Source organism: Lentzea xerophila, assembly GCF_051094245.1.
GTDB lineage: Bacteria > Actinomycetota > Actinomycetes > Mycobacteriales > Pseudonocardiaceae > Lentzea > Lentzea xerophila.
In genome coordinates this window covers 1983555-2007329 of record NZ_CP194934.1, presented here as the reverse complement: position 1 = coordinate 2007329, position 23775 = coordinate 1983555, and the positions used below count along the sequence as shown (strand labels likewise).

Below are 23775 nucleotides of genomic sequence, written 5' to 3'. Positions count from 1 at the left end.
GGTCACCCCGGCCCGACACGTTCGGCGGCGTCAGCGACAGGGTGTCACCGGTGCACACGGATACAGGCCGGCTACTCCGTTCAAGGCCGGTTATTCCGGCGCTGAATGTCGCACGAATAGCAGCTTCCTTATCTTTTGACCGACGCGTACAGTAACTCCGCGCACTTGATCGGACACTGAGCGCATTCGTCCGTTCGGGTAGCGGCCAATCTGATGACCCAGGAGGTGGGACACGTGTCCGCGGAGGCCGGAGGCATCCGCAGCAACCTGATCCAGGAGTTGTTCTGGACGCGGACCGGGTTGCTCCTCCTCATACTCGTCGTGACGTCTGGTGCGTCGCTGGCCTTTTCCAGTCAAATGGATTCCGGGCCGGCGAGAAATCTGCTGACCGCGGTGGGTACGGGCACGCTTATTTCGGCGGTGGTGAGCTTCACCCAGACGTTGGTGACGTCGAAAGCGGCGCAGAAGGCTCTTCTCGCCCCGGTCGTCGAGGAGAGCCGCAGGGCGCTCCGGGAGCTCACCCAGGAGTACCGGGCACTGGACCGGGAGTTCTTCCCCAGTCACGTGTTCGAGCCGACGGCCAAGCCCGATCCGGTGTTCAACCAGCTCATGATGCAGGACCTGGAGCGGACGAGGCTGTACTGCTTCCGCGGGTTCGCCGGGCGGTACGCGGCGGGAAGAGTGCTGCTCAGCCAGACGGAGTGCGAGCTCAGGGCCGTGCTCGCCGACCCGCGCGACGACAACGCGATCAGCGGGCGCGCGAGGTACCTGTTGCGCAACGAGGGCGCCGACGGTGACTACGACGAAATCCAGGAACGGCTCAAGGCGCAGATCCGGATCGGGCTCGTCGGGCTCTTCTCCGCGCGCAGCCGGTGCTCGCGGATCGACGTCACCATCGTTTCGGATCCGCCGCTCGATCGGCTGGAGCTGTTCGACGACTCCGCCTGGCTGACGCTCTACAGCAACACCGCGGGTGTGCTCAGACCCTATCCGCGCACGCTCAGGTTCACCGAGAGTTCGTTCCTTTACGCGATGGAACGCGCGGAGTTCCTGCGCATCAGCAATTCCAAGGCCGGCTACCACTTCGCCATCACGCCGGCGACGACCCGGAACGACTTCGTGGCGCTGTTCGAGAAGATCACCGGTGACTCTCTCACCGAAGACGGATTCAAGCAGCTTCAGGACAAGTTCCACGCATTCCGCCGCGAATTCTCCACCTCCGCTCAGTTGAGGAGCTGATCGATCTTGCTAGCCGAGTTCACCGGGTTGTCCCCGATCGAGGAGCTCGCCGCTCGGGTCAAGCGCGCCGAATTTCCGGTCGTGGACCACTGGGACGACGTCGGCACGTGGTTCCGCGAGTGGGCGGCGCGGCCGGAGCTGCGCAAGGAGCTTCGGGCGCACATCGACGGCCTCACGCCCCAGCAGGCGACCTGGGTGATCGCGCATTCACGTGAGACGACGACGCACTTCGCGTGGTGTCTGCGCGACGTCGCGGACGAACCGTTCACGTTCTGGCTGCACGAGTACAAGCCGCTCACGGACTGGCGGGCCGGGTACGCCGACTCGGTCCACAACCACCGATACCACTTCTGCACCACCATCCTGAGTGGCGCCTACCTGCACGAACGTTTCGACGCCCGGCTCGGCGTCGGCGGGCGCACGATCGTCGGCACGGAGCTCACGAACCGCACCCAATGCACCGAAGGCACCACCGGCACGTTGCTCGCGCACGAGTTCCACCGCATCCCGCGAGCGGCGGACGGGACCATGACGTTCCTGGTCAAGTCACGTGCCGTCACGCCGTGGAGCCTCAGCTACGACCCGGACACCGGGATCAGCCACCGGCACGTGCCGGTCGAGGACCGACTGGAGGATCTGACGAACCAGCTCTGAAGCCCCGGCGAGGCCGCCGCGGCACGCCTACCATCAGCCCACCTGGTCGGGAGGGCTTGATGATGCGTACGCGCACAAGGATTCCGAGGTCTGTCATCGCGGACGTGGAGCAGCGCGTGAGGCGGCTGTGCGAGGACCTGGCCGCGAAGCTGCAGTTCCACGGCTGGCACCATGTGAGCTTCGTCCGCGACAAGTCCGTGCACTTCGCCGGCCGCAACGGCGCCGCGGTGGACGTCGTCGAGGTCGCCGCACTGGTGCACGACCTGAACTACATGGTCCGCCGCAACTCGCTGCCCACCGACGGCGCGGCGCTGCGGCGGAAGGTCCTGTTCGTCGCCGGCGTCTCGCAGGGCGACATCGAGTGGATCGAGCGGATCGTCGTCGAGGCCGAGATGCGCACCCGCTCGCGCGACATCTCGCTGGAGGCGCAGGCGCTGTCGGACGCGGACACGCTGTTCAAGGCGCTGCCGGTCACACCGGTCGTCCTCGCGCACAAGTACCTGCAGGAGAACGGCATCACGCTGCGGGAGCTCGCGCACAAGATCGTCGGCGAGCAGGTGGGCAAGGCCGACGACGGCTACTACTTCTACGACGCCCAGGCCGCGGCGACCTACACCAAGTGGGCCGAGGCGAACCTCTCGTTGTGGCAGTGCATCGTCGAGTCGCTCGACGACCCGTGCGTCGAGGACCTGCTGGCCAAGGTGGTGTCCTGAGCACGGTCCCGCACGGTCCCGCACGGCCGCCGCGGGTGGCACGAGGTGATGTCCTGAGCGCGGTCGCCGCGCGCGGTCGCCGCCCGGCGGCACGACGTGGTGTCCTCAACACGGTCCCGCGGGCAGCCGCCGTCGGGTGGCACGAGGTGCCGAACTCACCTGAGCCGCAGGTCGGCGCCGGCGTGCAGGGTGTAGGCGAGGCCCAGCACGTTGCCGCGGCCGAGCATCTCCCAGCGCGTGCGCCGTACCGCCTCGCCGGCGGGCATCCCTCCGGCGAGCCGGGCCAGCAGCATGCCGCTCACCCACCCCGCCATGCCCTGGTCGACGGCCACCTCCGGGCAGATCACGCCCGCGGCGCCCGCCTGGTTCACCAGCCCGTCCACCAGGTGCGCCGCCGGTGACGTCGTCACGACCAGTGGCCGGTGGGGCCAGCCGTCGATCTCCACGGGCTCCAGGGCGCTCTCGTCGTAGACGAGGTGCATGACGTCCGCGCGCTCCTCCGCCAACGCGCGGGACAGGCTCGACGGGGTGACGTAGGCGGATGAGATCGACTCCGGCGGTAGGAACGACATCAGCTCGGCGACGTGCCGCTGGGTGAGCGCCCGGTCCAGGTCGGGATCGACGGCCAGCGCCACCTGGACCTGGCGCGTCGACGGCGCGACCTGCCACGCCAGTGGTCCCGCGGGCTGCTCCAGCACGCTCGACAGACCCCAGAAACCGAAGGGGCACAACACGTTTCCGCTGTGGTCCGGTTCGGGGCAGCCGTTCGGCACCTCTCCCCCGGCGCCGAACGGGCCGAACCGCGACACGGACGCGCACAGCCGGTAGGGCCCCTCGGTGAACGGCAGGTCGTAGACGTGCGCCCACGGCGCGCGCGTCGAGCCCGCCACGGTGATCACCCCGCCACGCCGGACCACCGCGCCGTCGCCGGACAGCTGCCCGTGCAGTGCGGCTCCGCTCGCCGCGTACGCGGCGAGGTCTTCGCAGAACGCCGGGAAACCCTTGCCGTACCAGGGATCGAATCCGTGCACGGCAGGCAGTCCGCCGCCGGAGTGCAGGCTGACCCAGTGCGGTTCACGGCCGGTCGCCACCAGCGCCCGCTCACCGAGCACCAGGACCGACGCCACCCGCGACGACAACGGCGCGAGATCGGCGAACGTCCGGGACAGCAGGAACCTCAGCCGCGAGCGGGACTCGCCGGCTCCGACCGGCAGCACGACCTGCTGGACGTGCACCGGCACCGGACCGCGGTAGATGACCAGCTCACCGCTCCACGGCACCGACGCGTACGGCGTGGTCACCGGGAAGCTGACCCACGGACTCGGGCCTTCCGCGGGCAGCACGAACGGCTCGGACTGCACCGCGCGCCCGTTCATGCCGAGCACCGCCCGCAGTTCCACGTCGCCCGGCAACGCCACACCGGCGCCGACGCGCACCCACACCTCGTACTCGGCGCCCGGCCGCAACGCACCGGCGATGCCCTCGGTCGCTCCCGGCAGCGCGACCACGACCGTCACCGGGCGGTCCTCGGCGACAGGCGGCGCGGGCAGGGCGGTGTAGGTCATCATCCCCCGCCGTTCCATCTCCCGGAACTGCCAGAGGACGTCCTCCACCCGGCCCTCACCGGGGCCGCGGGGCACCGCGAGCACGACGTGCGGCGCGCTCCACCCCAGCAGCACCGACGCGGTGTCCACACCGGACACCCACGCGTGCACGGCGGTGAAGAGCACGACCGGCCGCCCGAGCCGGCGCAGCGCCTGGACCACCGGGGCCGAGTCCCACGAGCGGGTGTCGTGCAGCGCCACCAGGTCGCCCGGCACGTCCGAGATCGACGGCAGGTCCGACGCCGACGGGAAGTGGCGGAGGTCGAGTACCGCGAACCGCAGGACCCGCACCTGCGTCGCGACCGCGGTGGACGCCGCCGCCGCGACCGGCAGACCCTGGCTGACCTGCGCCCAGCCGCCCGGATCGGTGATCACGACGAGCGAGGACGCGGGTGTCAGTGCCGCGACGAAGTCCAGTGGTGAACCTTCACCACCGGTGACGGTGAACTCGACGGGCGCCACAGCCGTACGCCTGGAGGTGCAGCTAGAACGGCCAGCCCAGCACCGGCAACCCGACCACGGCGTCCACGGCGAGACCGCAGAACACGAGCATCAGGTAGAGGTTCGACATGTGGAAGAACTTCATGGTGTTCGTGGAGCCGCCGCGGCGCACGACGTTGTGCAGCTTGTGCGCGAAGACGGCGAACCACACGCCGGACAGCGCCGCCACGGTCACGTAGATCCACGAGGTGACGGGGGCGAGGGCGAGCGTGCAGACGACGGTGATCCAGCTGTAGATCACGATCTGCCGCGTCACCTGCTGCGCTGTCGCCACCACGGGCAGCATCGGCACGCCTGCGCGGGCGTAGTCCTCCTTGAACTTCATCGCGAGGGCCCAGGTGTGCGGCGGCGTCCAGAAGAAGATGACGCCGAACATGACCAGGGCGGGCCACTCGACGGTGCCCGTCACCGCGCTCCAGCCGATGATCACCGGCATGCAGCCCGCCATGCCGCCCCAGATGATGTTCTGCGAGGTGCGGCGCTTGAGGACCAGCGTGTAGACGAAGATGTAGAAGAGGATCGTCGCGACCGCGAACGCGGCGGACATCAGGTTGACGAAGATCCACAGGAACGCGAACGAGAAGACGCCGAGCACGACGCCGAAGATCAGGGCGTTGCGCGGGGGAATCGCGTTGTGCGCGAGCGGGCGGGACGCGGTCCGCTTCATGACCGAGTCGATGTCGGCGTCGACGAAGCAGTTGAGGGCATTTGCCGACCCCGCGGCGAGGGTGCCGCCGGTGAGCGTGCAGGCGATCAGCCACAGCGGCGGCAGGCCGTGCTGGGCCAGCAGCATCGCGGGGATCGTGGTGATCAGCAGGAGCTCGATGACCCGCGGCTTGGTGAGCGCCACGTAGGCACCGACAACCTGGCGAGGCGACCTGGAGGGAGCCTCGGCGACGAGACTGTCGGCACTCATCGGGTGAACGCTCCTCGTGTCGAAACAGGTGTGAAAACCAGCGACTGATGGTAACCGCGCAAAGAATTCACAGCCCGTTCGGGTGCTGGTGTGCCCCGGCACACACCCGCCTGAGACCTTTCAGAGCAACATCTGAATCTCTCGGGACTAGGCTGGCCGGAGGACGTGGGAGAGACGCGGGTCAGGCTCTTCGGGATCGATTCCGAAGAGACCGGCCACCCGCCCTAGCGACAAGTTTGGAGCTGTAAGTCCGTGACCGTCACCGACGACATCACCCGGCTCACCAAGGCCGATCTGCCGGACGACTGGACCGAGCTCGACAAGCGCGCCGTGGACACCGCGCGCGTGCTCGCGGCGGACGCCGTGCAGAACGTCGGCAACGGCCATCCCGGTACCGCGATGAGCCTTGCCCCGCTCGCGTACACGCTGTTCCAGCGCATCATGCGGCACGACCCCGCGGACGCGGACTGGATCGGCCGCGACCGGTTCGTGCTCTCCGCCGGGCACTCCAGCCTGACGCTGTACATCCAGCTGTTCCTGTCGGGCTACGGCCTGGAGCTCGACGACCTCAAGCACCTGCGCAAGTGGGGCTCGAAGACGCCAGGTCACCCCGAGCACGGCCACACCAGGGGCGTCGAGATCACCACGGGCCCGCTGGGCTCCGGTCTCGCCTCCGCCGTCGGCATGGCCATGGCCGCCCGCCGCGAGCGCGGTCTCTTCGACCCGGACGCCGCGCAGGGCCAGAGCCCGTTCGACCACCACATCTACGTGATCGCGTCCGACGGTGACATCGAGGAGGGCGTCACCTCCGAGGCGTCGTCGCTGGCCGGCACGCAGCAGCTGGGCAACCTGGTCGTCTTCTACGACGACAACAAGATCTCCATCGAGGACGACACGACGATCGCGCTGTCCGAGGACACCGCGGCGCGCTACGAGGCCTACGGCTGGCACGTCCAGGTCGTCGAGTCCGGCGAGAACGTCAAGGGCATCCTCGAGGCCGTCGAGAAGGCCAAGGCCGTCACCGACAAGCCGTCGTTCATCCTGCTGCGCACGATCATCGGCTACCCGGCGCCGAACAAGCAGAACACCGGTGCCGCGCACGGTGCCGCGCTGGGCGTCGACGAGGTCAAGGCCACCAAGAAGATCCTCGGCTTCGACCCCGAGCAGACGTTCGAGGTCGCCGACGAGGTCCTGGCACACGCCCGCGAGGTCGTCAAGCGCGGCGAGCACGCCAAGGCGCAGTGGCAGTCCTCGTTCGACGAGTGGGCGGCGGCCAACCCGGAGAACAAGGCGCTGCTCGACCGCCTGGTGTCCCGCGAGCTGCCCGAGGGCTGGGCGGCCGACCTGCCGGTGTACCCGGTGGACGCGAAGGGCGTGCCGACCCGCAAGGCCTCCGGTGAGGTCATCAACGCGCTGGCCAAGCACCTGCCCGAGCTGTGGGGCGGTTCCGCCGACCTCGCCGAGTCGAACCTGACGACCATCAAGGGCGCCAAGTCGTTCGGCCCGGAGGAGATCTCCACGGGCATGTGGAAGGCCGACCCGTACGGCCGCGTGCTGCACTTCGGTGTCCGCGAGCACGCGATGGGCGCGATCCTCAACGGCATCGCGCTGCACGGCCCGACCCGCCCGTTCGGTGGCACGTTCCTCGTGTTCTCCGACTACATGCGCCCGTCCGTGCGGCTCGCGGCGATCATGCAGGCGGCGGTCACGTACGTGTGGACGCACGACTCCATCGGCCTGGGCGAGGACGGCCCGACGCACCAGCCGATCGAGCACCTCGCGGCCCTGCGCGCGATCCCGGACTTCGCCGTCGTCCGTCCCGGTGACGCCAACGAGACCGCGTACGCGTGGAAGGCCGTCATCGAGCAGCTCGGCCCGGTCGGCCTCGCGCTGACCCGCCAGAACGTCCCGACGCTGGAGGGCACCTCCGCGGAGGGCGTGAAGCGCGGCGGCTACGTGCTCTTCGGTGACGACAACCCCGAGGTCGTGATCATCGGCACGGGCTCCGAGCTGCAGATGGCCGCCGAGGCGGGGAAGGTCCTGCAGGGCGAGGGCGTTGCAGTACGTGTGGTGTCCATGCCTTCCATCGACTGGTTCGAGAAGCAGGACGCCGAGTACCGCGAGTCGGTCATCCCGTCGTCGGTCAAGGCGCGCGTCGCGGTGGAAGCCGGTATCGCGCTGCCGTGGTACCGCTACGTCGGCGACACGGGAGAGATCGTGTCGATCGAGCACTTCGGTGCCTCGGCCGACTACCAGGTTCTGTTCAAGGAGTTCGGCTTCACGACGGAGAACGTCGTCGCCGCCGCCCGCCGTTCCCTTGACCGAGTGAGGGGTAACAAGTGAGCAAGCCGCAACTGGAAGCACTGTCCGGCGCCGGTGTCTCGATCTGGCTGGACGACCTGTCCCGCGAGCGCCTCACCAGCGGCAACCTCGACGAGCTGATCCGCGAGTGGAACGTCGTCGGTGTCACGACGAACCCGACGATCTTCGCCGGCGCGCTGTCGAAGGGCGAGTCCTACGACGAGCAGGTCCGCGAGCTCGCGAACCGGGGTGCCGACACCGAGGCGACCATCCGCGAGGTCACCACGACGGACGTGCGCAACGCATGTGACAAGTTCCGCGACATTTACAACTCCACCAACGGTGTGGACGGCCGCGTCTCCATCGAGGTCGACCCGCGCCTGGCGTTCGACACGGACAAGACCGTGGCCGAGGCGCAGGACCTGTGGAAGACCGTGGACCGGCCGAACCTGCTGGTGAAGATCCCGGCCACCGAGGCGGGCCTGCCGGCGATCACGAAGACGATCGCCGAGGGCATCTCGGTCAACGTCACGCTGATCTTCTCGGTCGAGCGGTACGAGAAGGTCATGGACGCCTACCTCGCGGGCCTCGAGCAGGCCAAGGCGAACGGCCACGACCTGCGCTCGATCCACTCCGTCGCGTCGTTCTTCGTGTCCCGCGTGGACACCGAGATCGACAAGCGGCTGGACAAGATCGGCACGGACGAGGCGAAGGCGTTGCGGGGCAAGGCCGCTCTCGCCAACGCGTGGATCGCCTACGGCGCGTTCGAGAAGACCTTCCAGGGTGCGCGCTGGGACGCGCTCAAGGCGGACGGCGCGAACGCGCAGCGCCCGCTGTGGGCGTCGACCGGCGTGAAGGACCCGAGCTACTCCCCCACCCTCTACGTCGACCAGCTCGTCGTCGCCGACGTCGTGAACACGATGCCGGAGAAGACGCTGCACGCCGTCGCGGACGCGGGCAAGATCAGTGGTGACACGGTCACCGGACGCGCCGCCCAGGGCCAGGAGGTGTTCGACCAGCTCGCCGCCGCGGGCATCGACCTGCAGGACGTGTTCAAGGTCCTGGAGACCGAGGGTGTCGACAAGTTCGAGAAGTCCTGGGAAGAGTTGCTCGAGACGGTGACGAACCAACTGGCTCAACTGAAGGGCTGATTACCAAGTGACCTCCGTCGAAATCGTGAGGTCACCGAACGCCGACCAGGTCAGCACGATCGCTGCTGACCTGGTCGCGGATTCGGTGCCGAGCAAGCTGACCGCGCAGGACCCGACCCTGTGGGGGCCGGAAGCCGAGTCCGAGGCGAGCATCCGCCTGTCGTGGACGACGTTGCACGAGACGTCCCGTCCGCTGCTCGCGGAGCTCAAGGCCCTGCGCGAGGACCTGCACGCCGAGGGCGTGGACCGCGTCGTGCTCGCCGGTATGGGCGGCTCGTCGCTGGCCCCCGAGGTGATCACGCGGACGCAGGGCGTTCCGCTGGTCGTGCTGGACACCACCGATCCCGCCCAGGTCGCCGACGCACTCGCCGGTGACCTCGAGCGCACGGTGATCGTGGTGTCGTCCAAGTCCGGTGGCACCGTCGAGACCGACAGCCACCGGCGCATCTTCGAGAAGGCTTTCGCCGACGCGGGCATCGACGCCCCGTCGCGCATCGTGGTGGTCACCGACCCCGGCTCGCCACTGCAGTCCGCGTCCGAGGAAGCGGGCTACCGCAAGGTGTTCCTGGCCGACCCGAACGTCGGCGGCCGGTACTCGGCGCTGACCGCGTTCGGCCTGGTGCCGTCCTACCTCGCGGGCGCCGACGTCGAGTCGCTGCTCGACGACGCGGCCGAGGTCGCGAAGGTCGTGTCGCAGGACTCCGCCGACAACCCGGCGGTCCAGCTGGCCGCGATCTTCGGTGCCGCGCACGCGAACGGTGCCGAGAAGATCATCTTCGCCGACACCGGTTCCGGCATCGCCGGGTTCGGTGACTGGGCTGAGCAGCTGATCGCCGAGTCGACCGGCAAGAACGGCACCGGCCTGCTGCCGGTCGTCGTCGAAGGACCCGGCGCTCCCGGTTTCGTCGACGCGCGGACGGACGCCACCACCGTCGCGATCGGACCGGCCACCGGTTCCGCGAACGTCGCGGTCGAGGGCAAGCTGGGCGCGCAGTTCCTGCTGTGGGAGTACGCGACCGCGCTCGTCGGCCGGGTGCTCGGCATCAACCCGTTCGACCAGCCCGACGTCGAGGCCGCGAAGAAGGCCTCCCGCGCCCTGCTGGACGCGCCCGCGGCGTCCGCCACGATCCCGTCCTTTGTGGACGGTCCGGTCGAGGGTCACGGCACGGACTGGGCACCGCGCGAGGTCCACACCGTCGCGGAGGCGCTGGCGGCGATCGTCGAAGTCGCGCCCGAGCACGGCTACATCTCGGTTCAGGCGTACTTGGACAGGATCGACGACGCGTCGTTCGAGCTGCTCCGCGCGGAGATCGCGAAGAGGACGCACCTGCAGACCACGTTCGGCTGGGGTCCGCGCTTCCTGCACTCGACCGGCCAGTACCACAAGGGCGGTCACCAGAACGGCGTGTTCATCCAGATCACCGGGGAGTCCGGCGACGACCTGGAGGTGCCCGGCCGTCCCTACACGCTGGCGCAGCTCCAGCTCGCGCAGGCGCTCGGTGACGGTCAGGTCCTGGCCGAGCACGGTCGGCCGGTTCTGCGGCTTCACCTCGAGGACCGCATCTCAGGCTTGGCCCAGCTCGTCGAGGCAGTCCAGGAGGACGGCTCGTGACCTCATCCGCCAAGTGGCGCAACCCGCTGCGGGATCCGCGCGACAAGCGCCTGCCCCGCATCGCGGGCCCGAGCGCGCTGGTCATCTTCGGTGTCACCGGTGACCTCTCGCGCAAGAAGCTGATGCCCGCGATCTACGACCTCGCGAACCGGGGTCTGCTGCCGCCGGGCTTCGGTCTCGTCGGCTTCGCCCGCCGTGACTGGGCCGACCAGGACTTCATGAAGGTCGTGCACGACGCCGTCAAGGAGCACGCGCGCACGCCGTTCAACGAGGCGGTCTGGGCTCAGCTCGCCGAGGGCATCCGGTTCGTGCAGGGCACGTTCGACGACGACCAGTCGTTCGACAACCTCGCGTCGTGCCTGGCCGCTCTGGACGCCGAGCGCGGCACGGGCGGCAACCACGCGTTCTACCTGTCGATCCCGCCGGGCGCGTTCCCGACGGTGATCAACCAGCTCAAGCGCGCAGGCCTGGCGCAGTCGCAGGCCGACCAGTGGCGCCGCGTCGTCATCGAGAAGCCGTTCGGCCACGACCTGAAGTCCGCCAAGGAACTGAACCGCACGGTCAACGAGGTCTTCCCCGAGGAGTCGGTGTTCCGCATCGACCACTACCTCGGCAAGGAGACCGTGCAGAACATCCTGGCGCTGCGGTTCGCGAACCAGCTGTACGAACCCATCTGGAACTCGAACTACGTCGACCATGTGCAGATCACCATGGCCGAGGACATCGGTCTCGGTGGCCGCGCCGGCTACTACGACGGCATCGGCGCGACGCGCGACGTCATCCAGAACCACCTGCTGCAGCTGCTCGCGCTGATCGCGATGGAGGAGCCCGTCTCCTTCAAGCCGGCCGACCTGCGGGCGGAGAAGGTGAAGATCCTCTCGGCGACGCGTCCGGCGGAGCCGTTCGAGGAGACCACCTCGCGCGGCCAGTACACCGGTGGCTGGCAGGGCGGCCAGAAGGTCCCGGGTCTGCTGGAGGAGGGCGGTTTCTCGCCCGAGTCGAAGACCGAGACGTTCGGCGCGATCACCTGCGAGGTCAACACCCGCCGCTGGGCCGGGGTGCCGTTCTACCTGCGCACCGGCAAGCGCCTGGGCCGGCGCGTCACCGAGGTGGCCGTCGTGTTCAAGCGGGCGCCGCACCTGCCGTTCGACGACACCGCGACCGAGGAGCTGGGCCAGAACGCCCTGGTGGTCCGGGTTCAGCCGGACGAGGGCGTGACGATCCGGTTCGGCTCGAAGGTGCCGGGCAACACGATGGAGGTCCGTGACGTCACGATGGACTTCGGCTACGGCCACTCGTTCACCGAGTCGTCGCCGGAGGCCTACGAGCGGCTGCTGCTCGACGTGCTGCTCGGGGAGCCGTCGCTGTTCCCGAAGAACGACGAGGTCGAGCTCTCCTGGGAGATCCTCGACCCGATCCTCGACTTCTGGGCGCGCAAGGACGAGCCGGCGCTCGAGAAGTACAAGGCTGGAACCTGGGGCCCGCCGTCGGCGGACGCGATGACCGCCAGGACCGGAAGGCACTGGAGGCGTCCGTGATCATCGACCTGCCCTCGACCACCACCTCCCAGATCAACTCGCGGCTGGTTCGCCTGCGTGACGAAGGCGGTGCCACGACCCTCGGTCGCGTGCTGACCCTGGTCATCGTGACCGAGGACGGCCAGCGCACCGACGCCGCGATCGACGCGGCCAACGACGCCTCGCGCGAACACCCGTGCCGCGTGATCGTCGTGGCCCGCGGCGCTCGTCAGGCGGCTCCTCGCCTGGACGCGCAGATCCGCGTCGGTGGCGACGCGGGTGCGTCCGAGGTCGTGGTTCTCCGGCTGTACGGCGAGCTGGCCAAGGAAGGCGCCTCGTGCGTCATGCCGCTGCTGCTGCCGGACACCCCGGTCGTGGCGTGGTGGCCGTTCGAGGCGCCGGTGTCGCCGTCGAAGGACCCGATCGGTCAGCTCGCGCAGCGCCGCATCACCGACGCCGCCGCCGAGAAGAACCCGATCAAGGCCCTGGAGGCGCGCCGGGCGCACTACGCGCCGGGTGACACGGACCTGGCGTGGACGCGGCTGACGTTGTGGCGCGCCATGCTCGCCTCGTCGCTGGACCTGCCGCCGTACGAGAAGGTCGTGGAAGCGGACGTGACCGGTGAGGCCGACTCGCCGTCCACCGACCTGCTCGCCGCGTGGCTGACGGACCGGTTGAAGGTTCCGGCCAAGCGTTTCAAGGCGACCTCGGGCGAAGGCATCGTGGAGGTGCGGCTCGTCCGCCCGTCCGGTGACGTCGACCTGCTGCGCCCGGACGGCAAGGTCGGCACGCTGTCGCAGCCGGGCCAGCCGGAGCGGAGGGTCGCGCTGCAGCGCCGTTCGGTGCGGGACTGCCTCGCCGAGGAACTGCGCCGGCTCGACCCGGACGAGGTCTACGCGGCGGCGCTGCGGTCGCTGTCGAAGGTCGCGAAGGGCCGCACGCCGTCCCCGAAGGAAGAGGCTCCCGCCGCGGCGCCGGAATCCTCCAACGGCGCGGCCGCTCCCAAGAAGTCGAAGGCGAAGGCCGGTTCGTGAGCAATGCGCAAGTAGTGGTCCACCGCGACGGCGACCTGCTGGCCGCCGCCGCGGCGGCCCGCCTGGTGACCCGGATGGTCGACGCCCAGACCGCACGCGGCTACGCGTCGGTCGTGCTGACCGGCGGCCGCACCGGCACCGCCGTGCTGGAACACCTGAACCGCAACGGTGCGCGGGACGCCGTGGACTGGTCCCGCGTCGACCTGTTCTGGGGCGACGAGCGCTTCCTGCCGTCCGGTCACCCGGACCGCAACGAGACGCAGGCCCGTGCGGCGCTGCTGGACCACGTCCCGGTGGACCCGGCGCGCGTGCACGTGATGGAGCCTTCGGACGGCAGGTTCGGCGACGACCCGGAAGCGGCCGCCGCGGCCTACGCCGACGTGCTCGCTTCCCTTGCCAGGCCGGAGGACCACAGCGACGTGCCGTCGTTCGACGTGTGCCTGCTGGGCGTCGGCGAGGAGGGCCACGTGGCGTCGGTCTTCCCCGCTTCTCCTGCCGTGTACGAGAAGGAACGGACCGTCGTCGCCGTCCGCAACTGCCCGAAGCCGCCTCCGACCCGTGTCTCGCTGACGTTGTCGTCGGTGCGGCGCGCGCAGGAGGTCTGGCTGATGACGACCGGTGAGTCCAAGGCCGCCGCGGTGGCCATGGCGCTGACCGGCGCGGGCGAGGTGCAGCTGCCAGCCGCCGGGGCGACCGGGCAACGCCGGACGTTGTGGCTGCTGGACACGGCCGCCGCGGCGAAGGTTCCGGCCCTGTTCACGCCACCACTGGCCTGAGCGCGTCACACTTCGGCCTGGGCGTGTCCCGCAAGTCCCCGAACGGACTCACGGGACACGCCCTGGGGGCCTTTTGCGGCTCAGTTCGCTGATCCGCCGCGCGCACGACGGGTGCGAGGCCAGCATCCGCGCTCGCATCGGCGCCCTGGCACGGATGTCGTCGTGCCCCTCTTTGATCCACCTCCGCAGGACCTCCAGCAGCACCGGCCCGTACCCGAGTTCGGCCGCGACCCGGTCCGCGTGCAGCTCTCCGCGCCGGCTCGCCCACGCCAGCAGCGGCGCGATCACCGGCACCAGCAACAACCACGGGCTCGCCACGACCGCGACGACGGCGAGGGCGGCGACCAGCCCGACGCTCGTGACGAGGGCCCACGTGGTGCCGATCGCCTGGCCCGCCAGGAGAACGCCCATCCCGACGAGGATGATCAGCCGCACCAGCCCCCGTGCCGGCAGCTCGTAGAACCACCGCAGCAGCGAAGCTTTGGTATGGCCCGCCAGGTGGTGTCCGAGTTCGTGCGCGAGCACCGCTTCCAGTTGCCGCGCGGGCAACTGCAACGCCGCCGTCGACACCGCGACGACGTGCCCGCCGACCGCCATCGCGTTGATCTCCCTGGAGTTCTGGATCCGCAGCCAGTACCTCTTCGGGTCGACCCCTGCCGCGCCGCACACCTCCTCCAGCAACGGCTCCAGCACAGCGCGTTCCTTGCCCGTCGGCTTGCGGAGGTTCGCCGCGAGGGCGGCGAGCAGCGTGTCCATCGCCGGGACGAACACGACAGCGCCGGACGCCAGCCACACCACCGGAAACAGCCACAGGCGGTCCGGTGCCACCAGCCTTCCCGCCAAGGTGACCACCAGCAGGCTGCTCAGCACCGTCGGCACACCGAACAGCAGCTCGGACACCGCGGACAGGTCGAAGCGCCGCCTTCGGGATGTGCGCACGGTTATCACCCCGATGTCCGAGCGTTCCAGCGCGTGCCGTTTGTGTCCAGCCGATTCGCCCGTACCGCCCAGTGTGCGCGGGAGTCCACGCGGCCAACGGATACGAGGCCGGCAGACGAACCTGATCAAGTGGTGGAGTTGAGCAGATCCTCCATCACGGCCACCGGCAACGACGGGTTCGCCGCCGCCGGCCCGGCCGTGAACTCACTCCCCAGGAACTCCACGATCGTCTCCACCGGCAGGTGCGGATGAGCGGCGGCGAGGTGCCGGGCCTGGGCGTCCTCCAGGCACAGCGACAACGTCTCGCCCCGAGCCGCCGGGTGCCGGGCGATCGCCCGATATGTCTGTTCCGCCGATGACACCGCCAAAGCCATGTGGTGCAACAACTCCGGCGGACACGAGGGATTCCGCGCGACCCGCGGGTACAACCGTGCCCCGTGCCGCGACACCAGCTCCCAGAGCTGCGTGACGGAGACCAACGGGTTCGTCACGACCGCTGCGGCCACACCGGGATCGTCATCCAGGACAAGGCTTTGGACCAGGTCCAGCGGCAGATCGGCGCGTGCGGCCACCATCATCCGCACCTGCGTCACCGGAGATCCCGCCAGCGTCCGCAGTTCGGCGGCGGAAGCGGCGGCGACACGCGGCACGACCTCGGTGCCGATGCGCGCGGCCGGGGCCAGTTCCACCAGCAGGTCCAGCGGGATCGCCGGGTTGCGGAGCAGCGCGCGGGTTCCGGTGAGGTGGCGCAGTACCGCGGCCGGGACCGCGGGGTTCGCGGCGAGCTCCGACAGGATGCCAGGCTCGATCTCGGACGCGAGCCGTTCGTACACCTCCACGGGCAGGTCGGTGCGCGAGGCGAGGAAGTAGCGGGACGCGTGGTGGCGCAGCAGGTCTGCCGCGACCAGAGGCGGGGTCGCGGGGTTCGAGGCGAGTTCGCGGGCCAGGGAATCGTCCGCGCTCAGCGCGACCAGCACCGGGGCGGGTGTGTGCGGGCTGGCGGCCACCGCGTGGCGCACCCCGGCAGCCGGGTGACGGCTCACCGCCAGCGCCAGTGCGGGAGGCAGCGCGTGGAAGGTGACCAGTTCGGCGACCACCTCCGGGTCGTCGTCCCCGGCGAGGCGCTCGATCACGTCGGCGGGCAGGTGGTGCGCCCTTTCCGGCAACTGGCGGCGGATCGCGGGATCCGGGTGGAAGGCGAGCACGCGGGCCACCGCCGGGTCGGCGCCGGGGTGGCCGGTCAGTGCCAGCGCGACGGGCTCGGTCGTCAGAGGCACGTCCGCCGGCCGGACTCGGTGTGTCGACAGCAACTGGTGCACGACCGACGGGTCGCCGTGCGAGAGCAACGCGTGCACGTGGCCGGTGGACAGGTCCGCGCGAGAGGCCAGTTCGAAACCCAGCTCCGGGAAGACGACCAGCCGGTCCAGCAACCGGCCCGGCAGCGCGGGGTTCGACGCCAGGCCCAGCAGAACAGCGTTCACCACTCCCCCTGGCAACACGGGCAGGCATTCCCCGCGACAACGCGTATCATCCCGAATCGCGTTGAGTAGCGGGGGTTCTGTGGCGAACGGCAGTCCGAGGCGACGTCCCACCATCGGGATGATCACCGCTGGCCCGCTCATCGAGCTCGCGGGCGAGCAGTGGCGTGGTGTCAGTGACGGTGCCCGGCACCTCGGGTGCGACCTCGTGTGTTTCGTGGGCAGTGAACTGGACCATCCGGATCCGCACAAGCGACGGGCGAACACGGTCTATGACCTCATTTCGCCGAATCGTATCGATGCGCTCGTTGTGTGGACCGCGCGCGTGGGGCAGCTCATCGGCTCCGAGGGCATGCAGGAGTACCTGAAGTGGTACGCGCCGATGCCGATCGTGAGTGTGGAGACGCCTCTCGCGCAGTGGCCGACCATCTTGGCAGACAACCGGGATGGCATGAAACAGGCCGTTGATCACCTCATCGAGGTGCACGGCAAACGCAGGATCGCGTTCATCAGGGGTCCGTACACGCATGCGGGCTCCCAGGAGCGGTTCCAGGGTTACGTGGACTCGTTGCGCGCCCACGGGATCCCGCTCGATCCGGCGCTCGTCATGATGCCCGGCTGGGAACCGAGCAGTGCGGCCGACGCGGTGCGCAAGATGATCGCGCGGGTCGACGAGCCGCCGGACGCCATCGCCACCGCGAACGACGACTTCGCGATCGGGGTCGTGTCGGCGTTGGAGGAGCTGGGTTTCCGCACGCCCGAAGAAGTCGCCGTCGTCGGATACGGCAACCACACGAACGTTCGCACGCACGACCTCACGACAGTCGAGTCGCCGTTCCGCGAGATGGGCTTCCGGGCAGCGGAACTGGCGGTGGCGCTGGTCAGGGGCGAACCCACGCGGCAACGCCAGATGATGCCGACCGAACTGGTCGTGCGGGGGTCGTGCGGTTGCCTGCCGTCCGGGCTGGGCGACCACGCGCCCGCGCACGGCCGGTTGACCATCAACGAGTCCGCGACCGCCGCGACGGTGGCCGACCACCTGCGTGACTCGCTCGGGCCGCCCTCCGCCACGCTGCCGGACGGGTGGGCGGAGCAGCTGGTCGTCGAGCTGATGGCGGCGGGCCGCGGTGAGGTCGAGGGCGCGGAGTTCCTGGAGTTGCTGGCCGAGTACCTCCGTTCGAGCGCGCGCGCCGGGGTCGAACCGGCGCGATGGTGGCCACCGCTGTTCGATCTGCATCGGTTCGTGACGGCACGGATCAGCGACGCGACGATCATCAACGACCTGTGGTTGCGCGTGCAGTTGCTTGTCGGCGATGCGTTCGCCACGGACGCGCGCTTCAAGTACCTGTCGCAAGAGCGTCACGACCAGACTGTGCGTGAAGCAGGGCAACGGCTTATCGCGTCACGGGACGTGGACGAGCTGACGAACGCGCTCACCGAGGAGCTCCCCCGCCTCAACATCCCTGGGTGTCATGTCATGGCGTACGACACCCCCGGCACGGCGCGCGTGCTCATCCGCTACGAGAGCAACGAACTCAAGTCGCCGCCAGAGACGCCGTTCCCCGCCATCCACCTGACGCCGTACCGCTTCCGGCGCGACGAGCCGTTCAGCGCGCTGATCACCCCGCTCTACACCGACGAGGACCACCTCGGGTACGCGATCTTCGAGGAGGGTCCCGAACCCGGCTGGATCTACGAGGCCGTGCAGCAGCAGCTCAGCAGCGCGCTACGCGGCATCAGGCTGATGCAGGAACTGAAGGATGCGCGCGCACGGTTGGAAGAACGCGTCGGCGAGACGGAAGCGCAACTGCGGCACGCGCAGAAGATGGAGGCCATCGGCAGGCTGACCGGTGGCATCGCGCACGACTTCAACAACATCCTCACGGTCGTGAACGGCAACAGCGAGATGCTGCTGCGCCGCACCCTGCAGGACGATCCGCGGCGCACGGCGATCGAGGACATCAGGCACGCGGGTGAACGGGCCGCGAACCTCACGCGCCAGCTGCTCGCGTTCACCCGCCAGCAGGTCCTGCACCCGGAGTCGTTGGACCTCAAGGACAATCTCACCAAGGTGCACTCGATGTTGCGCACGCTCGTCGGCGACCACATCGAGTTGGAGATGCGTCTGCCGGAGAACGTCGCACGGGTGTGGGCGGACGCGGGCCAGGTCGAGCAGATCCTGTTCAACCTCGCGGTCAACTCCCGCGACGCGATGCCGAACGGCGGCACGCTGAAGGTGTCCATCGAGGACACCGCGCTCGGCTCCGGCGACACCGGCCGGATCGTCGGCGTGCGGCCGGGCCGGTATGTCGTGCTGCGCGTCCAGGACACCGGTTCGGGCATGGCGCCGGACGTGCAGGCGCAGGTCTTCGAGCCGTACTTCACGACCAAACCGGTCGGCAAGGGCACCGGACTCGGCTTGTCCACGGTGTTCGGCATCGTGCAGCAGTCCGGCGGGCAGATCGAGCTGATCAGCTCACCAGGTGCCGGCACGACCGTTGAGGTCTATCTGCCCGTGCCGCACGACCGCGACGGCACGCCCGAAGCACCGTGCGCGCGCCGCACCGTCACGCACCGGGGCGTGGGCACCGTGTTGCTCGTGGAGGACGACGCGCAGGTACGGATCATGACCCGGCGCTCGCTGGAGACGGCCGGGTACGCCGTGATCGAGGCGGGTGACGGGCAGGAGGCGCTGCAACTCGCGACCGCGCACCGCAGCACGATCGACCTCGTGCTCACCGACGTCGTGATGCCGAAGATGGGCGGACCCGAGCTCGTCCGGCTGCTGCGCTCGACCGGTGCGGCGCCCGCCGTGATCTACATGTCCGGGTACACGACCGACGAGATCCTCGGCGACGAGGCGCTGATCACCAAGCCGTACGTGGAGTCGGAACTGCTCGAACGCGTGCGGAAGGCCCTGGTTCAGGACGCCTGAGCGTTCCGGGCGAGCACGCCGCGGATCGTCTCGTCGAGCGTCTCCAGCCGGAACGGCTTCTGCAGGTAGCCGGAGATCTCGTGCCCGGCGAACCGGCGTTCCAGCGACGCGCGGTCGTAACCGCTGGTCAGCACCACCGGCACGGTCAGGCCCTCGTGCCGCAGCCGGACCAGCACCTCTTCGCCGGACAGGCCCGGCATGCTGTGGTCGAGCAGCATCGCGTGGATCTCGGCGGACCGCTCCCGCAGGACCGCGATCGCCTCGCCGCCGTCGCTGGCCTGCAGCACTTCGAAGCCCAGCTCCTCGAGCAGGCTCACGGTGTACCTCCGCACGGGGTCCTCGTCCTCGACCACGAGCACCAGCCCAGCTTGCGACATGCGGGCAAGTATGCCGGAAACTATTCGTCCCTTCAGCACCAGGTCGGCGGCTGTTTTCGGGAATTCTTCACGAACTGCTCCATCAGGATGACATGGGCCATTTGGATCACACCATTGGTTGAGGGTCTGCGCTAACCTTCGCGGCACCGCTGCCGCTCCACGCTGAGAAAGAGGCACCAGGAAAGGCCAACTTCATGCGTAAAGCGACGGCAGCAGCCGCCCTGGCCGTGCTGTTCACATTGTCGTCCGCACCCGCGCACGCCGAGACGATTCCTTCGGACCGGGTGACGATCGACGTGGTGACGGTGAACGGATCCGGGTGCAAGCAAGGCACCGCGGAAGTGATCGTCTCGCCGGACAACACCTCGTTCTGGGTGATCTACAGCGACTACCTCGCCCAGGCGGGCAAGGGTGCTCCGGCGACCGACTTCCGGAAGAACTGCCAGCTCAACCTGCAGATCAACACTCCTCAGGGCTTCACGTACGGCATCGCCGAGGCGACCTACGCGGGCTACGGGCACCTCGAACGCGGCTCGACGGGCTACCAGTACGTCAATTACTACTTCCAGGGTCAAACGGCCACCAACACGTGGAAGCACACCTTCCCGGGGCCGTTCGACGACAACTGGTCGATCACCCATCGAACCGAGTTCGCGGACATCGTCTACGCACCGTGCGGCGAGAAGAAGAATCTCAACGTCAACAGCTCCCTGCGCGTTGACAAGGGCTCTTCGGATGCCAATACAAACAGTTTCATGACGATGGACTACACGCGCGGAGAAGTGCGCACGCTCTACCACTTCTCGTGGAAGCGCTGCTGATTCCACCAAAGGCCGCCGCCACCCGATTGCCACCGCCGCCGCTCCACCCTGCGAGAAGCATCGGAAAGGTGCACCCATGCTCAACGCGGTTGCCGCTGCCCTGCTGGCCTCGTCCATCGTCGTTCCGCCCGGCGCGCCCAACGAGACGCCGCCGCCCGACCACATCACCATCGACATCGTCACGGTCAACGGCTCGGGCTGCCCGGCGGGCACGGCGGCCGTGGCGGTGTCCGAGGACAACAAGGCCTTCACCGTCACCTACAGCGACTATCTGGCCCAGGTCGGCGTCGGGGCCCGTCCGACCGACTTCCGGAAGAACTGCCAGCTCAACCTGCGGGTCAACGTGCCGCAGGGCTTCACCTACGGCATCGCCCAGGCCGACTACAGAGGCTTCGCCCACCTGGAACGCGGTGCCTACGCCATCCAGAAGGCCAACTACTACTTCCAGGGCATGTCGCAGAACGAAACAGCTCAGCACCGGTACAACGGCCCGCACAGCGACGACTGGCAGGCCACGGACACGACGGAGGTCGCCGCGATCGTCTACTCGCCGTGCGGCGAGAAGCGCAACTTCAACATCAACACGGAGCTCCGGGTCTACCCCGGCTCGTCCAACACGGCCACGACGACGAGTTTCGTGTCGATGGACTCGACCGACGGTGCCATCGACACGACGTACCGGTTCAGCTGGAAAACGTGCCCTTAGTAGTGCTGTGACTACCGCACGCGCTCGCACGAGCGTGTGCGGTAGCACATATGTGAGCCGAGAGCCGTACAGATTCGCGTGTGAGGTCGTCTTACCCCATGACGGGCCAGGTCGGGGTGAGGGGCAACCAATGCCATCCGCGGCATACGCGCAGTACGGTGAGGGCCGGAAGGTTCACAGGGGAGGTCGGATCCTGACCACGACGCTGCTCCCGGCCAGGCGGTCGGCGGAGACCGCGGCCGGCTCGCGCTGGCCGCTGAGTGGTGACTACCGTCAGATCCTCGCCGATCTGGCGTTGATCTTCTTCGCCGTGCTCGACGTCTGGCTGTTCTGGCTGTGGCTCGAGGCCGACCCGATCACGGACCTCCCGCCGATCGAGAACTACCAGCTGTGGCTCAGCTGGCTCGCGGTCGGCGCGCTGGTGCTGCGCCGCCGGTTCCCGTTCCTCACGCTCGTGCTGACCATTCCCGGCTTCTTCGTCGGCTGGTCGCAGCTCGCCGCGATGATCGCCCTGTACACGGTCGCCCGCCGCTACATCGGTGGCTGGCAGACGGGCCTCGCGGCCGCGCTGGTGTGGCTCTGCCGGTTCGTCGCCTGGCCCTTCGCGGAACTGATCGAACGTCCCGCGTCGGGCCACTTCCACTCCGCCATCTACGGCTTCCTCGTCGCCGGCCTGCCGATCGCGATCGGTCTGCTCGTCCACGCCCGGCAGGAGCTGTCGGACCGCATCTCCGAACTCGCCGAGTCACGCGAGAGAGAACGTGTGCTGCACGCGCACGCCATCCGTGCGGACGAACGGGCAAAGCTCGCCCGCGAGATGCACGACGTGGTGTCGCATCAGGTCAGCCTGATCGCCATGCAGGCGGGTGCGCTGCGCATGGCCGTCGCCGACGCCGAGCACAAGCAGGTCGCCGGCACCATCCGCACGTTGTCGACGCGCACTCTCGACGAGCTTCGTCAGCTCGTGTCCGTCCTACGCACCACGGATGACAACCAGCCTGGTGTCGGCGAGCTGTCCAACCTGGCGGCCGGCGCGGGCTTCGAGGTCACCGTCCAGCTCAAGGGTCCGGTCGAGGAACTCTCCGCACCGGTGTCCGGCGCCGTCTACCGGACGGTGCAGGAGGCCCTGACCAACATCCGCAAGCACGCCGTGGGCGCGAGCGCGACCGTGTTCATCGACGCGCAGTACGACGACAACGTGCTGGTCGAGGTGCGGAACACCGCAACGTCCAGCCCGTCGTCGTCGCTGCCCAGCGGAGGTCACGGCCTGGTCGGCCTGCGCGAGCGCGCCACGTTGCTCGGCGGCGAGTTCTCGGCGGGGCCGACCGAGGACGGCGGCTTCCTGGTGACGGCGTCGTTCCCGAGGGAACGCGTCATCTCCGATTGAAGCGCTGGAAGGCGTGGAACGACTTCTTGGGTTCCAGGCGGTACGGCGAGTTGTCGTCGTCGAACCGCTCACGGATCGTGCGGAGCAAGCTGTACGAGGCCATGTCGTAGTCGCGATCGCGCCACGTCGGGTGGTGCGGCGAGTCCGGTGAGATGACCGAGTACAGGTGCGAGCCCTCGACGTCGGGCTGCGAGGCGAACACGCGCAGCATGCGGGCGACGTGGTCGGCCTGCTCGCGTTCGTTCCGCTCGAAGCCCGGTTTGATCACCGGTGGCGTCGCCTCCCAGTCGACGATGTCCCAGCCCATCCCACCGGCCTTCGCGGCACCGGTGAAGGTGCAGCAGCCGTACTCGAGGATCATCAGCGGCTTGCCCCAGCGCCGGTATTTGTCCAGGTCAGCTGCGTACTCGGCGTCGGTTTCGAAGTGCGAGTAGTAGTCGAGGCCGACGACGTCGAACAACGACCAGTCGTTCCACTCCGCGTCGGCGTCCGCGGCCGCTCCGTAGGTGATGCGGCCCCGGAACTCGCGGCGGGTGACCTCGACGGCCCGCGCCATGAACTCGCGGAAACGCCGGATGATCGCCGGCCACTCCTGCTCCGGGATCTCCGGGATGTGCGCGATCCGGTCGAGGAACGTGTCGCCGGGGATGATGCCGGGCGTGAACAGGAAGTGCTCGCAGCCGGTGACGAACTTGACGTTGTCGCCGCTCCGCTTCCGCTCGGCCGTCCGCGCGGCCTCCGCCATGTGGTCGAGGATCTCGTCCTGCGGGTGGTCGTAGAGCCTCGGCTGCACGAAGACCTGCATGCCGTGGCGCAACGCCGCGTCCGTGGTCTCGGCGAGGCGGCCGAGGTCGGTGCCGAACGCCGTGATCGACGGGCAACGCAGGCCGGACGCGATCAGGCCGATCTCCCGTTCCAGCTGCCGGCGGCTCCAGCGCACGCGGCTCAACGGGTCCCCGACGGCGTGCAGCACGCCGGTGTCGTAGCAGACGCCGCCACGTTTCTTCGGCGCCGCCGAGGCCACGCCTCCACTCATCCCCGCCAGCACGGCTGCACCCGCGACGGACTTCAAGAACACCTTTCGGCTGATCATCGTTCCCCCTGACTAGTTACG

19 protein-coding genes are annotated in these 23775 nt (G+C 68.9%); 13 read left to right on the top strand and 6 right to left on the bottom strand.

The features are described 5' to 3' along the window. Positions 1-213: 213 nt before the first annotated feature. Genes ACRSBM_RS09895 through ACRSBM_RS09885 form a run of 3 tightly spaced genes read left to right on the top strand, consistent with a single transcriptional unit; the run spans position 214 to position 2606 of the window. Complete coding sequence (locus ACRSBM_RS09895; protein ID WP_434442184.1) at positions 214-1239, top strand: hypothetical protein; 1026 nt, start codon at positions 214-216, stop codon at positions 1237-1239. A 6-nt stretch (positions 1240-1245) separates the two neighbouring features. Further along, entirely contained in the window at positions 1246-1893 is a 648-nt protein-coding gene (locus ACRSBM_RS09890; protein WP_434442181.1) for a hypothetical protein, read from the top strand. A 59-nt stretch (positions 1894-1952) separates the two neighbouring features. After that, positions 1953-2606: an HD family phosphohydrolase gene (locus ACRSBM_RS09885; RefSeq protein WP_434442178.1), complete on the top strand. Its 654-nt coding sequence runs from the start codon at positions 1953-1955 to the stop codon at positions 2604-2606. Between the two features lie 155 nt (positions 2607-2761). Here the strand turns inward: ACRSBM_RS09885 and ACRSBM_RS09880 are convergent, their stop codons facing one another. Next, the gene (locus ACRSBM_RS09880) at positions 2762-4672 is read right to left on the bottom strand and encodes a hypothetical protein (RefSeq protein ID WP_434442176.1); all 1911 of its coding nucleotides are present in this window, start codon (positions 4670-4672) and stop codon (positions 2762-2764) included. A 22-nt stretch (positions 4673-4694) separates the two neighbouring features. Next, positions 4695-5627, bottom strand: coding sequence for a heme o synthase (locus tag ACRSBM_RS09875; protein WP_434442174.1), 933 nt, complete (start codon positions 5625-5627; stop codon positions 4695-4697). 252 nt (positions 5628-5879) lie between these two features. On the opposite strand from ACRSBM_RS09875, the gene tkt reads away from it, so the two are divergent. Genes tkt through pgl form a run of 6 tightly spaced genes read left to right on the top strand, consistent with a single transcriptional unit; the run spans position 5880 to position 14018 of the window. Continuing rightward, entirely contained in the window at positions 5880-7970 is a 2091-nt protein-coding gene (tkt, locus tag ACRSBM_RS09870; protein WP_434442171.1) for a transketolase, read from the top strand. Further along, positions 7967-9079: a transaldolase gene (gene tal, locus ACRSBM_RS09865; protein WP_434442168.1), complete on the top strand. Its 1113-nt coding sequence runs from the start codon at positions 7967-7969 to the stop codon at positions 9077-9079. Before tkt ends, tal begins: the two co-directional genes overlap by 4 nt. Positions 9080-9104: 25 nt before the next feature. Continuing rightward, the gene (locus tag ACRSBM_RS09860; RefSeq protein WP_434442166.1) at positions 9105-10691 is read left to right on the top strand and encodes a glucose-6-phosphate isomerase; all 1587 of its coding nucleotides are present in this window, start codon (positions 9105-9107) and stop codon (positions 10689-10691) included. Continuing rightward, positions 10688-12229 carry a glucose-6-phosphate dehydrogenase gene (gene zwf, locus ACRSBM_RS09855; RefSeq protein ID WP_434442163.1) on the top strand — a complete coding sequence of 514 codons (1542 nt, stop codon included), beginning with the start codon at positions 10688-10690 and terminating at the stop codon, positions 12227-12229. The genes ACRSBM_RS09860 and zwf overlap by 4 nt, the downstream gene beginning before the upstream one ends. After that, complete coding sequence (gene opcA / locus ACRSBM_RS09850) at positions 12226-13242, top strand: glucose-6-phosphate dehydrogenase assembly protein OpcA (protein ID WP_434442160.1); 1017 nt, start codon at positions 12226-12228, stop codon at positions 13240-13242. The genes zwf and opcA overlap by 4 nt, the downstream gene beginning before the upstream one ends. Continuing rightward, on the top strand, positions 13239-14018 hold the full coding sequence (gene pgl, locus ACRSBM_RS09845; RefSeq protein ID WP_434442157.1) for a 6-phosphogluconolactonase: 780 nt from the start codon (positions 13239-13241) through the stop codon (positions 14016-14018). The genes opcA and pgl overlap by 4 nt, the downstream gene beginning before the upstream one ends. A gap of 48 nt (positions 14019-14066) precedes the next feature. Here pgl and ACRSBM_RS09840 read toward each other — a convergent pair whose 3' ends face one another. Together ACRSBM_RS09840 and ACRSBM_RS09835 are read right to left on the bottom strand one after the other, a co-directional pair. Next, positions 14067-14957: a M48 family metalloprotease gene (locus tag ACRSBM_RS09840; RefSeq protein ID WP_434442154.1), complete on the bottom strand. Its 891-nt coding sequence runs from the start codon at positions 14955-14957 to the stop codon at positions 14067-14069. Positions 14958-15082: 125 nt separating this feature from the next. Next, on the bottom strand, positions 15083-16438 hold the full coding sequence (locus tag ACRSBM_RS09835; protein WP_434442151.1) for a hypothetical protein: 1356 nt from the start codon (positions 16436-16438) through the stop codon (positions 15083-15085). Positions 16439-16556: 118 nt separating this feature from the next. On the opposite strand from ACRSBM_RS09835, the gene ACRSBM_RS09830 reads away from it, so the two are divergent. Further along, positions 16557-19370 carry a substrate-binding domain-containing protein gene (locus ACRSBM_RS09830; RefSeq protein WP_434442148.1) on the top strand — a complete coding sequence of 938 codons (2814 nt, stop codon included), beginning with the start codon at positions 16557-16559 and terminating at the stop codon, positions 19368-19370. Here the strand turns inward: ACRSBM_RS09830 and ACRSBM_RS09825 are convergent. Then, complete coding sequence (locus tag ACRSBM_RS09825; RefSeq protein WP_434442146.1) at positions 19358-19747, bottom strand: response regulator; 390 nt, start codon at positions 19745-19747, stop codon at positions 19358-19360. The genes ACRSBM_RS09830 and ACRSBM_RS09825 overlap by 13 nt on opposite strands. A gap of 194 nt (positions 19748-19941) precedes the next feature. On the opposite strand from ACRSBM_RS09825, the gene ACRSBM_RS09820 reads away from it, so the two are divergent. The 3 genes from ACRSBM_RS09820 (at position 19942) to ACRSBM_RS09810 (ending at position 22661) form a co-directional block, all read left to right on the top strand. Further along, positions 19942-20568 carry a DUF4360 domain-containing protein gene (locus ACRSBM_RS09820; protein WP_434442144.1) on the top strand — a complete coding sequence of 209 codons (627 nt, stop codon included), beginning with the start codon at positions 19942-19944 and terminating at the stop codon, positions 20566-20568. A gap of 76 nt (positions 20569-20644) precedes the next feature. Next, the gene (locus ACRSBM_RS09815; RefSeq protein WP_434442141.1) at positions 20645-21274 is read left to right on the top strand and encodes a DUF4360 domain-containing protein; all 630 of its coding nucleotides are present in this window, start codon (positions 20645-20647) and stop codon (positions 21272-21274) included. 130 nt (positions 21275-21404) lie between these two features. Next, the gene (locus tag ACRSBM_RS09810; protein ID WP_434442139.1) at positions 21405-22661 is read left to right on the top strand and encodes a sensor histidine kinase; all 1257 of its coding nucleotides are present in this window, start codon (positions 21405-21407) and stop codon (positions 22659-22661) included. On the opposite strand, the gene ACRSBM_RS09805 is transcribed toward ACRSBM_RS09810, so the two are convergent. Further along, a complete protein-coding gene (locus ACRSBM_RS09805) occupies positions 22648-23754 on the bottom strand; it encodes a glycoside hydrolase family 113 (RefSeq protein WP_434442137.1) in 1107 nt (368 codons plus the stop codon). The genes ACRSBM_RS09810 and ACRSBM_RS09805 overlap by 14 nt on opposite strands. Between the last annotated feature and the right edge of the window lie 21 nt (positions 23755-23775).